This is a genomic window from Peribacillus deserti, from assembly GCF_016909175.1.
GTDB classification, from domain to species: domain Bacteria; phylum Bacillota; class Bacilli; order Bacillales; family DSM-1321; genus Paraperibacillus; species Paraperibacillus deserti.
In genome coordinates, this window is the sequence record NZ_JAFBFI010000027.1 from 1 (window position 1) to 14,801 (window position 14,801).

Below are 14,801 nucleotides of genomic sequence, written 5' to 3' on the forward strand. Positions count from 1 at the left end.
TCTTTTATTATAAACGGGTTTTCTTCCTGATGACATAGAAAAACCCGATTAAGGGGCACTTTTAATTTAGTGTCCATTAATCGGGTTATAGTTCAGGAATGGAATGCCCTTTGTTTATTAAATATCAGTCTTCCTGCCTTGGTCGTTAACCGGCGGGAATTTATCTTTAGGATTTTGTGTTGGATGTCCCTCTTGGATTGGCGGATTTGGGATTGTTTTCGTGTCATTTGTCCCAGAAGGATAGTTCTCCTCAGTTGGACGGTCTCCATCATTTTTCGTATGGATATTTACTCTAACATCTTTATCCGGACCACCCGCTCGATTAGGCAGAGTGCCGTGGTCTACCAAGTGTTTAATCTGGTCTGCATCAAGTGTTTCTACTTCAAGCAGGGTATTGGCTATAAGCTCAAGCTTTTCACGGTGCTCCGTTAATATAGTTCTTGCACGCTCATAGCTGTCTTTAATGAAACGCTGTATTTCCAAGTCAATTTCGTAGGCAATTGCATCAGAATAATTCTGTTCGTTATGCAGATCACGTCCAAGGAAGACTTGCCCTCCTTGTGCTTGACCGAATTGGAGTGGTCCCAGCTTGTCACTCATTCCAAACTCTGTAACCATACGGCGGGCAATTCCTGTTGCACGCTGGAAGTCATTGTGGGCACCAGTACTTACTTCACCAAAGATGATTTCTTCAGCAACACGTCCGCCCAGCAGCCCGACGATTTTATCTAATAGCTCAGGCTTCGTCATGAAGTAACGGTCTTCTTTTGGAAGCATCACTGCATAACCGCCTGCCTGGCCGCGTGGTACAATAGTTACTTTATGGACAATTTCAGCATCATCAAGCACGGTGCCAATAACAGTGTGACCAGCTTCGTGGAATGCAACTATCCTGCGTTCTTTCTCTGATATCACACGGCTCTTTTTAGCTGGTCCGGCGATAACCCGGTCCGTTGCTTCATCAATGTCTGACATCTCTACTTTCTTCTTATTGGATCGCGCAGCCACAAGCGCTGCTTCATTCAGTAAGTTTTCAAGGTCAGCACCAGAGAATCCTGGTGTTCTTGTAGCAATGGCTTTCAGATTTACAGACTCATCAAGCGGTTTATTGCGGGCATGTACTTTAAGTACTGCTTCACGGCCTTTAACATCTGGACGATCTACTGTAATCTGGCGGTCGAAACGGCCTGGACGAAGAAGTGCTGGATCAAGAATATCCGGGCGGTTGGTTGCCGCAACGATAATAATTCCTTCATTTGCACCAAAACCGTCCATTTCTACAAGCAATTGGTTTAGCGTCTGTTCACGTTCATCGTGCCCGCCGCCAAGACCGGCGCCGCGCTGGCGGCCGACTGCATCAATTTCATCTATGAAGATAATACATGGTGCATTTTTCTTAGCATTTTCAAACAGGTCACGCACCCTGGATGCACCAACACCAACAAACATTTCCACAAAGTCAGAACCACTGATTGAGAAGAATGGAACTCCAGCCTCACCAGCGACCGCTCTTGCAAGCAGGGTTTTACCAGTACCCGGAGGTCCAACGAGCAGGACACCTTTAGGAATCCGCGCACCCAGTTCAGCGAACTTTCTTGGATCTTTCAAAAACTCTACTACTTCAACGAGCTCTTGCTTTTCTTCATCCGCACCAGCTACATCTTTAAAACGAACCTTTTTCTTGTCATCGTTATAAAGCTTAGCTTTGCTTTTCCCAAAGTTCATAACACGGCTTCCGCCGCCTTGAGCCTGGTTTAGAAGGAAGAAGAATAGAATAAAAATAATCACGAATGGAATGATGGATGTAAAGAAAGTAACCCATCCGCTCGTTTCCTTTGCAGGAAGTGTTTCTACTTTAACATCATTATCCCGGGATGCTTTGTCGATCCGGTCCAATGTATTGTTGTTGTTTGTAACATAAGTGATAAACTGTTTATCCTTTTTGCCGCTCTCTAGCTGGCCTTTCACCTCATAAACAAGGCGCTCCGGCTGCATGGATAGAGAATTCACATCACCATTTTCTAAATATCTGAAGAACTGGTCCTGTGATATATTATCGGTGGGTTCATTGTTGTTGTTAAAAATGCTGACAACCCCTATGATCACCAAAAATATTAGTAAATAAAATATAGTATTACGGAAGATCCGATTCATCCCTTACCTCCTCCCACGGTAAAAAACTAAGTAGAATAGTATCATAGAAAACCAAGGTTTTACAATTATTTGCTTCTGCTTCACAAATATGACATATATTCCGAAAGCCGCAGTCCATTAATCTTGTTTTTGATAAACTTCTGGTTTTAAAACCCCAATGTAAGGAAGGTTTCGATATCTTTCAGCATAATCCAGACCATACCCCACTACAAAAGCATCCGGGACAATAAAACCGGCGTAATCTGCTTTAATATCCGCCTTACGGCCTGATGGTTTATCTAAAAGAGTAACGATTTTTATGGATTTTGCTTTCCTGTAACGGAAAAGCTCAACCAGGTAGCTTAGTGTCAGGCCGGAATCGATAATGTCTTCAATAATGACAATATCTCTCCCTTCAACTGAAGTATCTAAGTCTTTTATGATTTTAACTTCTCCCGAAGATACAGTTGAAGTACCATAGCTGGATACGTCCATAAAATCCATTTCCAGATAAGCATCCACTCGTTTAAGCAGATCGGACATAAAAGGCATAGCCCCTTTGAGAACGCCTATTGCAAGCGGGAATTTGTCCTTATAGTCCTCGCTGAGCTTTTCAGCCAGTTCTCTCGTTTTTGCCTGGATTTCCTCTTCAGTTATTAAGATGTTTTCAATATCATTTTTCATGCTCATTTTTCTGATTTGCCCCCTAGAAGAACTAGACTTTTATATATTCTAAATATATGTATATCTGCTGGTCATCTCCGTTTTCAGCTTCCCGGGATGATTTCCTTAAGCTGGGAACCCAAAGAACTTCTCCAGATGAATCAACAACTACAGGCCATGTGCCTCGTTTCTCAATCGGAATTTTTTCATTAATGAATATATCTTTAATCTTCTTAGAACCATGAAGACCTTTAAGATACATTCGATCCCCATCTTCCCTTGTCCGTGCTATTAATGGCTGACTGGCTGCATGGGCAGGCATCAAGAAAGTACTGTTACTGTTCCTGCAGGAGCTTCCCTTTATATATTGAGCCTTAATCTTATATCCATTCGGCAGGACGGTTTCACCTGGTACTTCAAGCTTAAGGTAATAAGTCTTAGGTTTTGTCTGCAGAAAAGAAAACATACAAAAATCATAAGATTTTTTTACCAGTAAACCTTTTGGAAAATGAAGCTCGGCAGAGGGGTCAGGATTCATAAATAGTTCCTTTATTTGAGTTGTGTGTTTCGCAGTTAACGATTCCGGATTCTCACCATAAAGATAGTTTAATATTAGTTGAATGGCTCTTCTTTGTAAAGAATTAGGCATTTCCATAAGTTCCTTAATATGAATAGCAGACTCAAGCTTTGACTGTTTAGCCCAGATTCCTTCCATCTTTGATTTCGTAAGTTCTAAAAGCAGCTCCTCATCCTCTCTTAATTCCTCGCTGAATCTTTGAAAATGTTCGTGTGCTTTTATGTTTTCCCTCTTTAGGAAAGGTAAAACACTTAATCGAAATCGATTTCTGCTGTAAGAACCTTTTTCATTGCTTGGGTCTAATCGAGGCGTAAGTCCGTGTCTGCCGCAATAGTCAAGAATGTCCTGTTTTTCAACTGCTAAGAAAGGCCTGACAATCTGCCCGTGCTCAAACGGCCTCTTAACTGGGATCCCTGCTCTTGCAGCTCCTGAAGCCCCTCTTGTCAATCTCATCAGAATCGTCTCTATTTGGTCATCCCCGTGATGGCCAAGCACAAGCTTTTGGATACCGTGCTTTTCCATCATTTCTTTATAGAAGCGATATCTTAGGGTTCGAGCAGCTGTCTGGGAGCTTTGGCCTGATTCATCGATATAGTCATTCACATTAATCCTTGTGCCTTCGAAAACAATACTATGCTCCTCACAGTATTTTTCAACAAATAAAAGGTCTTCATATGACTCTTCCCCTCGAAACATATGGTCTACATGTGCTACTACAATATTGTATCCAAACTGGGAGCCTGTGCCTTGCAGGAAATGCAGCAGGGCTAAAGAGTCCGGCCCGCCCGAAACTCCAACGAGCAGCTTTTCTCCAACTTGAAGGAGGTTATGCTCTTTCAAATATTTTGTGACTTTTTTCTCCAGCATACATAACATCCTTTATGGCTATCTCTATCAGGCTAATCTATTTATACGATGTACAGGTATAAAAGTTTCAGATTTCAAAAAATAATTTCTCGTACTTTAAATTAGAGAAGCTTTGTATAAATATATACCATATAAACAATCGATATTAAAACGACAAGAAGCATAGATTCCAGCAGTCCGCCTTTTGTCTTCCCTTTCTTGCGTTTTCTAGTTGGAGTTTGATAGGAAGTCCTTGAAGGCGCTTGTTTTTGCCTGCTTGAGTCCATGTTGAGATTCGCAGCAGCCATTAACTCTTTTCTCATTTCATCAGCTGTTGAGTACTTTCCAAGCAGCGCCTTTTCAAGTACCGGCTCATACATTTTCAATTCTTTCTTTCCCTTTATTGCCTGTGATAGCTGAGAATATCCTTCTGATTTTTTGGTAAAACGGTTTGGATAGTAGGAGTTGAGAAATATCATGGCAACAGCAAAAAGATCATACGAGGGTTCTGCCTTTCTTGAACCAAGCCCCCAATAACCCCTATCAAAGAATTCAGTGAACTCTTTAATAGACCGCCCTACTAACGTTGTTCCCCCAACATCTACACAGCGGACCTGGCAGGAGGGCGAACTGATAATTAAGTTTTCCGGCTTTAAATCTCCAAAGACCCAGCCTGATTGATGCAGGAGGGAAAGATTCTTTAATAGCTGAAGAATGAGCACTATTGCCCATGATGTTCCCTTATATTTCAAAAAATCAAGATAACTTTCTCCTTTGATATATTCCATCACGTAAAAAGGCAGAGTGACCCCCTGGTTAACCCAGTCATCCACACTCAACAAAGAAGGCCCGAGGGCAGACCCCTGGACCTTGGTAAAGGATTTAAGGATGTTCATCTCCGAACTGATGGACATGCTGTTATCACTTACCTTAAGCGCGACCTCCCGCCCTTGGCATTCCGCTAGATAAACAATGCCATTTGCACCAAACCCTAACTCTTTGATAACTTTGTATTCATTCTTATACCATTTGCCTTTAATGACGGTGCCTGGCCGGGCTTTACACTGATTCCTCAAAGAATTGTTCATCATCATTGGATAACAAACTCCTTAGTGAACGTTTTTTCTTAAAGTAGGATAAAGCTTCCCTCAAGGCCGGTCCCGTTGGAGTCATTCCTCCTGTTGAAAGCTTCGAAAAGACCTTTGTTAATGCTTCAAGGTTCGGTGTCCAGTCCAGCAGCTTTTCCACGTCTGACTTTTTCCCGGGAAATACGAAGACAGAAAATTTATTTTCTCCTATTCTTGCATTGAGGCTTAAAGATAAATCCAATAAGGCTTCTTTAACAGTGGGCAGCTTATGCGTCATGCTTGCGCTGGTATCTACAAGAACAAGCACTTCAAGCCCCGCTGTTTCACCCAGTTCCTCTACAACCTCGACCACTTCCCCCCTTTTTTCTGGCGGCAGATCATCCATAGTCTTTGAACGCCCTAATATTTGCTGCAGCTCCTTATTGACGACCCCTTGTATCGTTTGTGTCATTGCTTTTCTCGTAACCATCTGAACCGTCTGGGAAAGTTGTGATGTGTAAACTACCTGGCTTACCCCTCCGCCTGTTTGTGCGATGGATTGTATTTCCTGCATCCCTTTTTGATCAATAACATCTTGTTCCATCACACCGATCACATTTACTGTAATCCCCTGTTCTCTAGCAAAAGCTGCCATTGCCGAAGGATCTTCACCATGGTTAGAACAGCCATCCGTAATAAGCAGAATTTGTTTTAAAGTACCTGGGTTCATAAGAACTCCCTCCAATCTATTTAGTACCATCTTCGACTAACTGGAGGGGTTGTATACCTATTAACGAAGGTTTCCGGAGTATTTACTGTGCCTTTCTCTTATTTGGAAAAACAGGAATAGATGCCCATTTCGGTGTATTATGTGTGATCTTAGCCGTAACAATTGTGATATCATCATCAATCTTTCCTTTTCTTCGGATAACCTCCTCTAAAATTAAGTCGGCAATTTCCTGCGGTTCATCCGTTTCCATCTCTTTAATCTTCCGTTTCATCCAAAACTCAAAATTCTCAAAATGGGAAGGCCCGTCAAATATCCCATCACTCATCATAATAACGAGATCCCCGGCTTTGAGCTGCTCACAAACCACATCTACATCAAACTCTTTAAACATTCCCATTGGTAAATTACTGGATTCTACTTTGATGACTTTATCACCTCGTTTAATAAAGCTCGGGATGGAGCAGATTTTTAAAAATTTGGCTTTAGCATCATGCAGGTCTATCATTGCTAAATCTAATGTCGTAAATATTTCATCTGTCGTTCGAAGCGACAAGACCGAATTCACCGATTTGATCGCGATTTTTTCCTCGATGCCGGATAATAAAATTTTTTGAAGCAGCTGGAGTGTCTCATTGCTTTCATAATGGGCTCTCTCGCCATTACCCATTCCATCGCTGATTGCAATAGCATATTTCCCAAAACCAATATCCATGGTTGTATAGCTGTCACCCGAAACCAGGCCTCCCCCTTTCGCAGCATGAGCAACACCAGTTTCTACAACAAATTTTTTAGCCGATCGGAAGGTAACATGGCATGTCCCTCCTGGGAATGACGCACAATCCTCGGTATGTACAATGATGGATTCCCCGAGGATATCCGTCAGCATAGGCGCAATGAGTTTTTCGCACTCTCCTCTTCCTTGACAATAAGGCGTGCTGATATCTATATCCACATTCCCCTGTTCCAAGCTGTATATTTCGATTCCGTTAATAGGAAGCCCAAAATTTCTAATCGCTTCTAAAATCTGTTCCTCCTGGATATGATGATTTTTCCTCTCTCTTTGAATCTCTTTCGCAAAGTCCTCCATAACCTCTGAAACGCCTTTGAGCTGGTCCGCAACCAGTCTCCGGCTTTCCTGAACCTGCTTTTTAAGCTTTTGGTTTGCCTGAGATACTGTCAGTTCATGTGCTATTAATTCAGTTACCTTTTCAGAGCGGGTACAGTTCTTTTTCCATTCTCTTTGCAATTTAGGAGAGATTTGCCCCCCATTTTCTTCTAAGTTATACATAATGTTTTGCATGCTCTCATAAGTATTAGAAAAGTTCCTTGTCCAGCAGTGTTCCTTTCGATGGCAGGTCTGGCATGTTTTCTCTGTTACATTGCTTAAGAGGTAGTCCACCCTTTTTTCTTCGTCCCGGTCTTCCTCATCCCATTCATCAATCTGAGAGAAGCTATGGGAAAGAGCCTGGAATACATTGGAGAATTGGGAAACTCTTTTAGCGGTAACATCTCTTACCTTCCTCATATAAAGCTGCTGTTCATTGGTATATTCAACTGTACCTGGTATATGCTTCGCTATTTTTAGGATGAGCGTTGAAGGGGTAATCATAAATAACATCACTGCAGCGAGAGTTTCATAGAGAGTAATACTAAGATTATTACTGCCTTCCCCATATAATCCGATTAGTAGAGTGGCTACGGCGAGACCTAAGGAAGCCCCTATTTTCTTTCCTTCTTTTAAAAGCCCTCCCAGAAGCCCGGAAAAGGCCAGCAGACTCATTTGATATAAGCTTGAAATATTCGCAAGGCTGAATATCAAGCCTGTGACAACGCCCACTGTTGATCCTATTGCTGCACCGCCGGATAAGGCAAACAGCAATACAAGGTAGCGCGATAATATATGTTCCATAGATAGGCCGTAAATAGTCCAGCCAATGGTTCCTGTCATAACCGACGCAAGGAGAATAATAATACTGACAACCTCTTCCGTTTTAAAGGACAGCGTTTTTCTTCTGACAGAAATCAGCGGAATGGATTGAACGAAAATGAGTGTTAGAATGGCGGCGAGTCCCGCTTCAACAGCGATCATCAAGCCGTCGTATAATTGGATATTTCTATGGATAATCAGCTGTTCTACACACCGGATGATGGCTAACGAAAGAAATACATATAATGAAATGGCTTTGAAACGCCCTTCAATAGGCGGTTCTTTTATTTTATATAAAAGCATCATTAAAAAGGCAGAAGCAAACACCACAATGCCGTTTGACAGGTGAATCGTAACAGCTCCGCAAACAAGGCCTGCCAATGCAAATGGAGCTCTGTCCCTTCTCATCATATAAACAGCAGCAAAAAACGGTAGACTAAATGGAGCTAACTGAGATAGTATGAGAGCCCTGCCAAGCAAGAAGCCAATTAAGCCTAAAACGAGTCCGCGTTTAAAAAATAAATCTTCTAGTTTCGTATGGAGATTTTGGAACCATTTGAACGCATCCATTTTAGCTTCTTTAATATTGATCTCAAGGGTGGGATCTGACATATTCCGTTCGACCTTTTCCATCTAAAACACTCCCCGTTTCTATTTGTCTTTTGATTATAAAGGGGACAACCTCTATATTTTGTCAAAATCAGAAGTGGAGGCAAAAGAAAAGTTCGACTGTTTTCTCTTTAAATAATCATATCTTTACACGAAAAGGGCCTATTTTTTAAATTGGCTGCAGCTCATCATGAGAAAAAGCAAAGAATTTAGGTTTATTTCTTTTAAACAAGCTTTTTTATATTGAGACCTGGAACTTACCTTGCTCAATTCACACGAAATGGCTCGATGAGTATATGAATATGTGCATAAACAGCCTTTATCATAATGTTTAAAATCCAATTGACATTCCAGCACTTATCGAGTTATGATATATTCTGTGCTTCCTTTAAAATCAGCACAAACCATTTGGCGGTGTAGCTCAGCTGGCTAGAGCGTACGGTTCATACCCGTGAGGTCGTGGGTTCGACTCCCTCCGCCGCTATATAGAAATCGACTAAAAAAGACATGGCGGGAGCCATGTCTTTTTGTTATTTAAGGGAGTCAAACTTTAGGGGAGATTGATCCTTTTTTCGTTTGCAAAAAAAGAAGCCGGCTTAGCGCCCGGCTTCCTTATTTATATAAAAGGTCACTTGGAAATTTCTTTATTCTAACGTTCAGCAGCAAGTTATCCGCGTCTTCCGCCTCTTCCTCCACGTTTCGTTTCGGTATTTCTTTTAAGCGAGGAGATACGCTCTTCACTATCCTTTAAGAATTTAGCCATTTTAGTCTCAAAGTTTTCTTTAGGACGGAAGCTGTCTCTTGGACCGCGGTTATTGTCACGACCACGGCTGTCATTGCTTCTTCCTTGTCTAGGACGCGGAGTGTAAGCTGGTGCCGCACTTTCTGGACGGTCAACCGCTTTTTTAATGGATAGGCCAATCTTGCCGTCTTTCTCAACATTAATGACTTTTACTTCGACTTGATCGCCTACTTTTAAGTGATCATTAATATCTTTAACATAGTTATCGGCCACTTCACTGATATGAACAAGTCCTGTTGAGCCTTCCGGCAGCTCCACAAACGCTCCGAAATTTGTAATCCCTGTTACTTTCCCTTGTAACTTGCTGCCTACTTCTATTGACATAAAAAAAATGTTCCTCCTTAGAATTTAAAAAATCATCGTTACTTTATATTATAACGAAAGAAAAAAAACAGTGTCAATAAGAGTCACTGTCTTCTTTCTTTTTTGGTAAATTAAAAATAATTTCACCTTTATCAGAAAGGAAATAATCACGTCTTGCTAATTTAGCAATATATTCGTCATCATTCAGCTTCACAACTTCATCCTGAAGATCATCCTGCTGTTTTTGTAAGCTTATTAATTCATTTTTTAGCTTATTCTTTTGTTCCTTTTTTTGCTCTAAAACAGAAGCTTGCGAAACAAGAGTGGATATGAGCAGGCAAGAAAGCAAGACCGCAGCAGCTACGAATACGGTTAATCTGCGAACAAGTCCTCGTTTTTTCTTTTCAACGGTCTGGACCTTCTTCTCGTGCTGTGTAACATATGCTGAATCTATTTTGGACACATTCCGTTTTCTGAGATTACTCATCCTCTCACCCCCGTATTTAATCTTTAGTTCTTTTGGTCCATCTAAACCACTTCCTATGAATGGCCTGAATAAAACCGGAAATTTTGTTAAATAGGGACCGGAACCTTGATGTGACAGATTTCGGCAGCCATTTAACCAGTTTTTCCGCCATCCAGAAAAAGGGTTTTAATAGTCCCTTTATAATAGATAATAAAGGTTTTAAAATGAATTTGGCAAGGAAAAAAAGTCCTTTTCCAAAACTTAGTAGAATAGCAATAAGTGCAAATACCAGCCAGTGAAGGGGCTTAACCAGCAAAATGGTGACCATTCTTATAAAAAAAGAATAAATTTTCCGGACCAGGGAGATCCATGCTTGGAGCAGCTGAAGATAAAAATTCTTTAATAATGCCTGATAAGCTGCAAAACCACATACCAATGCCAAAAAGAGATAGAATCTCAACTCACCTTCATTAACCAGAAACAGTACATAAAATGTAATAAGACCCTGGATAATCCAAAAGAGAAAGTCGTTGATGAAAACTACCCAGCTGCTCCGTTTTGAACGGTTTAGGAATATATTGTACGTATCCAGAGCAGCTCCAAAGCAGCATCCCATACCTATAATTGAAAGGAGGGTGTAAAACTGAGTAGTAAGCGTCATTTGAACAGCTTGCCAAAGAATCCTTTAGCTTTATCTCCACTTTGCTCGTCAAGATAGACCAGGTCAAAGACTTTACCTTTTATAGAGACGATTCCTTTATCGACATCCAGGTTTTTCATTTGCAGGTTTTGTCCCCTGATAGATAAAAAACCCATTGATGTTTCTAATAAAAATTCTTCATTATCAAAGCTTTCCACTTGTTTAACTCCCGTAATATCGAGGAGTCTGCGGCCTCTCATCACTACATCATGCTCTGGCACCGAGGTTTTATTGCTTTGTCCGGATTCATAAAATTGGCTCATCTTTTCATCCCTCACATTAGCATTTGTACAAGTCTATGTGAGCCCTGAAAAAATTAGAACAATCTTATTCGGACACCCGATCTTCGCTGAGAATGGTATACATTTCTGCTGCCTCTTCTTTTCTCGAAGATTCCTGCAGTTTTTCAATTTTTACTTTTACAACCTTCTGGCCGAATCGCACTTCCATTTCATCCCCGACTTTTACATTTGAACTTGCTTTTGCTGTAATGCCGTTAATTGCAATCCTTCCTTGATCGGCGACTTCCTTTGCCAGTGTGCGCCGTTTAATTAATCGAGATACTTTTAAAAATTTATCGAGTCGCATCGTCATTGCTTTTCCCTCTCCCCTATATTAATAACCCTTATTTTTTGCTTCTTCCCATAAGTCATCCAGCTGTTCCAATGTATGTTGTTCAAAGGATTCCCCTTTTTTCTGCAGACTTTTTTCTATATAGGCAAAACGATTATAAAACTTTCGGTTGGTGGAATGAACAGCTTCCTCTGGATTGATGGAGTAATATCTGCAGAGATTCACCAGAGCGAAAAAGATATCGCCCAGTTCCTTCTTAAGGGAATCCATGTTTTTTGCCTTTATTTCATGTTTAGCTTCCTTGATTTCCTCAAACACTTTTTCCCACATAGGTTCCGGTTCTTTCCAATCGAAGCCAGCTTTAGATGCTTTTTTCTGGTATTCATACGCTATGAGCAGCTGCGGCTGGGCCTTTTCAACACGATCCAGCATATGTTCGTTCTTTTTAGCCCCTGTTTCTGTCTCTTTTATTTTTTGCCAGTTTACAATAACATCTTCCGCATCCTTCACCTTTACCTCTCCAAATACATGAGGATGCCTTCTGACCATTTTAGAGGATAAACTTCCTATTACATCTGAAATAGAGAACATTCCCTCTTCTTCTCCTATTTGTGCATGAAGCAGTACCTGGAGCAGGATATCTCCAAGCTCTCCGACTATTTGCTCGTCATCACCCTGATCAATTGCATCAATGAGTTCGTATGTTTCCTCAATTAAGTACTTCTTTAGGCTTTCATGAGTTTGTTCCTGATCCCAAGGACAGCCGCCAGGCCCCCTTAGTTTGGCAATAATCTGTTTAGCCTTGAAAAATTCCTTGTACAGCCATTCTTCCTTCTGCACTGGGGGAATATAGAGGCTTGTCAGGTTATTCAATTCCATTCCATGGTCAAGCTCGTACAAACGGACTTTTTGAATTTTCTCCCCGCTGCTTCCGGCCGCTGTAATAATATATACCTCGTAATCGTCAGGAAGCTTTTCCATAAGGGTCAGCTTAACTTCAGATGCTATAAACTGGTCGTATACCTGGCCGATAATCACATGGCCTGTAATCATTACTTCCTCTGCCCGCAGGCTTGTTCCGTCCAGCAGCTGAAATCCATCAATAGGATCAAAGCCCGCTGCTTGAAATAAAGAATCAATAAAACTTTGCCCTCCTTCAATCTTAATTTCAATAGATCTTGAAGGACCTTTCTCCAATAAAAGCTGGACCGTTTTTTCAGCTACCATAGGGTGTCCCGGAACGGCATATAAGACATTCTGTTCTTTGGCGGCAAGAAGCAGGATCTCCGAGATTTCCTCATAAACCGCCTCAAATTGATCGTGTTTTTCATAAATAGAATCAAAGCTAGAAAAGCTAATTCCTTCTTCACTTAATTCACGGATTACAGGATGATCCACTGTTCTCACAAAGCAGTTCCCTGCTTCCTTTAATGTTTTGTAGATGCCGAAGGGAATCTGGCTGAGTTCACCTGAACCAAGTCCAATTACTTTTATTTCATTCGCCATTACTGCCTTAACTCCTTTTATTGTTTTGGTTTTTTAAAAATAAGAGAAAGCCTGCTTCCAAATGGCAGAAGAGAGAGCTCTTCTGGGGCAAACATACCTGAACGTAAGATTAATTTCATATACACAACTGCACCAGCACACACTGCAGTTAATGCCTGTATACTTGAAAACATTCGGCCCGGGCTGCTTCCAGCTGAAACCAGCAATGAAAAAACCCATGCATGTACATATAATGTGACTGCCATGCTAATAGCAGTAAAAATCCAGATCATAAGATGTTTTGATTCAACCAATGGGACCTTCATTTTTTTCCACAGCAGAATAAAGAGTGCCAGAAAGATGAAGATGTAAGACACAGCGGTTGAACATGCAGCCCCTTTTATAGAGAATACAGGTACCAGCCACAGATTAAGCAGAAACTTCAATACAATCCCAGTAAGTATGGCCAGCATAGCGGGCCAAATAATGCCTATGCTTTGCAGAATCACAGAACTAATCATAATCAGGGAGCTAAATAAAATCGTTATAGCTAAAACAGCCAGAGTCTCTGAACCGCTGTTGTCTGTAAACAACATAATGTTCACAGGCTTAATAATCAGAATTAGTCCGATGGCGGCTGCCACGCCAGCCGTTATAGTTACCGTAAGTGCCAGCTTAACCTTTTGCAGCAGATATTGGCGGTCTGTCCGCGCCCTGGAGGAAGACAGCAAAGGAACAATCGCAAGAGAAAGAGAAGTTGCTGCTATGGATCCTAATTGCAGGAGCGGTTGCCCCCTGTCGAAAATTCCTTTTAGCTCTTTAGCGGCTGTTTCCTCCATTCCTCTTTCAATAAGTAAGGAATATAGTGTAAAGGAGTCTACTAACTGCGTAAGAGTTAATAAAAGACTGGATATACAAAAAGCCGTACCTTGTATGAATAATGCCCTGGTAACTTCTTTCATCCGTTTAAATGAGAAGTCCGTAAACGTAAAGCTGTATCTTCCAATCCACATGAAAGTAACCAATGCCAGAACGCTCGCGAATGCTCCAATTACCGATCCAAGAACTGCTCCACCTCCAGCAGCATAAAGTGAATGACCTTGCTTTAACAGCAGATACGTAACCACAATAATGAACAGAACCCGCACGGATTGTTCAGCTATCTGTGAAACCGCTGTAGGCAGCATTTCATTGCGCCCCTGGAAGAAGCCTCTCACCACAGAAACAACCGGCATAAATAAAAAGGCAAACGCACTGATTCTCAGCAGCGGTTCAAGCTTCCTGTCGCCCATACAAACTGAAATCCAGCCTGCACCGAAAAATACTCCTAAAAAAATCAATAAGCCTAAGATAGATAAAACTATAAATGAGATGGCCACAATACTTCTAGTTTCTTCTTTTCCACGGCTTTTTTCGGCAATTAACTTCGAAATGACAACCGGGAATCCATATGTAGACAAAATCACGGATATCCCGTAAAGAGGATACACTTGCTGATATATATAGAAACCAAGATCTCCTGCTATATTCTGATAGGGAATCCGGTAAAAGGCACTTAATATCTTAGTAAATATAGCAGCAGCAGTTAATATAGCCGCACCTCTGAAAATAGTACCTGATAAATCTTCAGGCTTTGCAGCCATTTTTTTCTCCTCCGCACATAAAACATAATCGTGTCTCTATGATAATCTTATATAGCAATTTTCACTGCAAACAATGGTTGTATTATAGCATACAGGCAGAATGGCGTATTGCAGCGTCGTATTATTCGTTTGTTTAGCTTTTTCTAAAGGCTGTGTTCAATGATAATGCGAGTTTTTTTTAGGGTAACGAAAATGCGATCCCTTGTTCGAGTAAAACACATACTTTAAAGAGCTAAATTCTACGGGGAATCCTCGCAGTATGTAAAGGGTTAACTTG

Annotated in this window: 13 protein-coding genes and 1 tRNA gene; 1 reads left to right on the top strand and 13 read right to left on the bottom strand. The window is 41.2% G+C overall.

Annotation, left to right across the window (positions count from 1 at the left end):
• Window positions 1-117: 117 nt before the first annotated feature.
• The 6 genes from ftsH to spoIIE all read right to left on the bottom strand — a co-directional run bounded on the left by ftsH (window position 118) and on the right by spoIIE (window position 8,576).
• On the bottom strand, window positions 118-2,154 hold the full coding sequence (gene ftsH / locus JOC77_RS19245; RefSeq protein ID WP_204547347.1) for an ATP-dependent zinc metalloprotease FtsH: 2,037 nt from the start codon (window positions 2,152-2,154) through the stop codon (window positions 118-120).
• A 117-nt stretch (window positions 2,155-2,271) separates the two neighbouring features.
• Entirely contained in the window at window positions 2,272-2,817 is a 546-nt protein-coding gene (gene hpt / locus JOC77_RS19250; protein WP_204547449.1) for a hypoxanthine phosphoribosyltransferase, read from the bottom strand.
• Window positions 2,818-2,848: 31 nt separating this feature from the next.
• Window positions 2,849-4,240, bottom strand: a complete 1,392-nt coding sequence (gene tilS / locus JOC77_RS19255) for a tRNA lysidine(34) synthetase TilS (RefSeq protein ID WP_204547366.1) — start codon at window positions 4,238-4,240, stop codon at window positions 2,849-2,851.
• A gap of 101 nt (window positions 4,241-4,341) precedes the next feature.
• On the bottom strand, window positions 4,342-5,310 hold the full coding sequence (locus JOC77_RS19260; RefSeq protein WP_204547452.1) for a protein kinase domain-containing protein: 969 nt from the start codon (window positions 5,308-5,310) through the stop codon (window positions 4,342-4,344).
• Complete coding sequence (locus JOC77_RS19265; protein ID WP_204547371.1) at window positions 5,279-6,016, bottom strand: vWA domain-containing protein; 738 nt, start codon at window positions 6,014-6,016, stop codon at window positions 5,279-5,281. Before JOC77_RS19265 ends, JOC77_RS19260 begins: the two co-directional genes overlap by 32 nt.
• A gap of 82 nt (window positions 6,017-6,098) precedes the next feature.
• Entirely contained in the window at window positions 6,099-8,576 is a 2,478-nt protein-coding gene (gene spoIIE / locus JOC77_RS19270) for a stage II sporulation protein E (protein WP_204547374.1), read from the bottom strand.
• A gap of 386 nt (window positions 8,577-8,962) precedes the next feature.
• On the opposite strand from spoIIE, the gene JOC77_RS19275 reads away from it, so the two are divergent.
• Window positions 8,963-9,036: transfer RNA gene (locus JOC77_RS19275), tRNA-Met, on the top strand.
• Between the two features lie 183 nt (window positions 9,037-9,219).
• Here JOC77_RS19275 and JOC77_RS19280 read toward each other — a convergent pair.
• The 7 genes from JOC77_RS19280 to JOC77_RS19310 all read right to left on the bottom strand — a co-directional run bounded on the left by JOC77_RS19280 (window position 9,220) and on the right by JOC77_RS19310 (window position 14,524).
• On the bottom strand, window positions 9,220-9,678 hold the full coding sequence (locus tag JOC77_RS19280; RefSeq protein WP_204547377.1) for a S1 domain-containing RNA-binding protein: 459 nt from the start codon (window positions 9,676-9,678) through the stop codon (window positions 9,220-9,222).
• A 73-nt stretch (window positions 9,679-9,751) separates the two neighbouring features.
• On the bottom strand, window positions 9,752-10,144 hold the full coding sequence (locus tag JOC77_RS19285) for an FtsB family cell division protein (RefSeq protein ID WP_204547380.1): 393 nt from the start codon (window positions 10,142-10,144) through the stop codon (window positions 9,752-9,754).
• Window positions 10,145-10,160: 16 nt separating this feature from the next.
• The gene (yabQ, locus tag JOC77_RS19290; protein ID WP_204547383.1) at window positions 10,161-10,784 is read right to left on the bottom strand and encodes a spore cortex biosynthesis protein YabQ; all 624 of its coding nucleotides are present in this window, start codon (window positions 10,782-10,784) and stop codon (window positions 10,161-10,163) included.
• A complete protein-coding gene (gene yabP, locus JOC77_RS19295) occupies window positions 10,781-11,086 on the bottom strand; it encodes a sporulation protein YabP (protein ID WP_204547386.1) in 306 nt (101 codons plus the stop codon). The genes yabQ and yabP overlap by 4 nt, the downstream gene beginning before the upstream one ends.
• A gap of 64 nt (window positions 11,087-11,150) precedes the next feature.
• Window positions 11,151-11,411 (bottom strand): RNA-binding S4 domain-containing protein, encoded by a 261-nt coding sequence (locus JOC77_RS19300; protein WP_204547456.1) that lies wholly within the window; start codon window positions 11,409-11,411, stop codon window positions 11,151-11,153.
• A 27-nt stretch (window positions 11,412-11,438) separates the two neighbouring features.
• Entirely contained in the window at window positions 11,439-12,902 is a 1,464-nt protein-coding gene (yabN, locus tag JOC77_RS19305) for a bifunctional methyltransferase/pyrophosphohydrolase YabN (RefSeq protein WP_204547389.1), read from the bottom strand.
• Between the two features lie 17 nt (window positions 12,903-12,919).
• The gene (locus JOC77_RS19310; protein ID WP_204547392.1) at window positions 12,920-14,524 is read right to left on the bottom strand and encodes a putative polysaccharide biosynthesis protein; all 1,605 of its coding nucleotides are present in this window, start codon (window positions 14,522-14,524) and stop codon (window positions 12,920-12,922) included.
• Window positions 14,525-14,801 lie beyond the last annotated feature (277 nt).